Consider the following 277-nt stretch of genomic DNA (forward strand, 5'->3'; position numbering starts at 1 on the left):
GCGCTATATTTGACATGACAACAGATTTGCCGCCGCCAGTTGGTAGCACAGCCATCATATTACGATTGCCAGCACTCCAGCCGCCGTAAATATCGTATTTCAGTTTACTTTGATCCGGTCGCAGTATTGGCGTCATGCTTGCTGTTCTTTCCAAACACGACCGCACGAACCGAGATAATAACCTAGATCGCGCTCAATACAAATTGAACGCCGTCCGGTTCGATGCGCGGCAACGGCGGTTGTTCCGCTTCCGCCGAACGGATCAAGTATGGTGTCG

The 277-nt window shown here is 51.3% G+C and carries 1 protein-coding gene; it reads right to left on the bottom strand.

From position 1 onward, the window contains the following. Positions 1–132: 132 nt before the first annotated feature. Positions 133–270, bottom strand: coding sequence for a DNA methyltransferase (locus RMT89_RS46295; protein WP_399498962.1), 138 nt, complete (start codon positions 268–270; stop codon positions 133–135). Positions 271–277 lie beyond the last annotated feature (7 nt).

The organism is Streptomyces sp. P17 (assembly GCF_032436805.1).
In the GTDB taxonomy this organism is placed as follows: domain Bacteria; phylum Actinomycetota; class Actinomycetes; order Streptomycetales; family Streptomycetaceae; genus Streptomyces.